The sequence below is a fragment of the Pseudomonas sp. SIMBA_068 genome (assembly GCF_046534705.1).
GTDB classification, from domain to species: Bacteria; Pseudomonadota; Gammaproteobacteria; order Pseudomonadales; family Pseudomonadaceae; genus Aquipseudomonas; species Aquipseudomonas putida.
Genome location: NZ_JAWRYI010000039.1, coordinates 1 through 629 on the forward strand (window position 1 = coordinate 1; position 629 = coordinate 629).

Genomic DNA, 629 nt, shown 5'->3' on the forward strand with positions numbered 1-629 from the left:
CTATTCTTTTGATTTATAAGGGATTTTGCCGATTTCGGCCTATTGGTTAAAAAATGAGCTGATTTAACAAAAATTTAACGCGAATTTTAACAAAATATTAACGCTTACAATTTAGGTGGCACTTTTCGGGGAAATGTGCGCGGAACCCCTATTTGTTTATTTTTCTAAATACATTCAAATATGTATCCGCTCATGAATTAATTCTTAGAAAAACTCATCGAGCATCAAATGAAACTGCAATTTATTCATATCAGGATTATCAATACCATATTTTTGAAAAAGCCGTTTCTGTAATGAAGGAGAAAACTCACCGAGGCAGTTCCATAGGATGGCAAGATCCTGGTATCGGTCTGCGATTCCGACTCGTCCAACATCAATACAACCTATTAATTTCCCCTCGTCAAAAATAAGGTTATCAAGTGAGAAATCACCATGAGTGACGACTGAATCCGGTGAGAATGGCAAAAGTTTATGCATTTCTTTCCAGACTTGTTCAACAGGCCAGCCATTACGCTCGTCATCAAAATCACTCGCATCAACCAAACCGTTATTCATTCGTGATTGCGCCTGAGCGAGACGAAATACGCGATCGCTGTTAAAAGGACAATTACAAACAGGAATCGAATGCA

General features: G+C 38.0%; 1 protein-coding gene. It reads right to left on the minus strand.

Features of this window, described 5'->3' with window-relative positions:
• Positions 1-204: 204 nt before the first annotated feature.
• On the minus strand, positions 205-629 hold a 425-nt coding region (locus SB756_RS28030), incomplete at its 5' end, for an aminoglycoside 3'-phosphotransferase (RefSeq protein WP_077942037.1).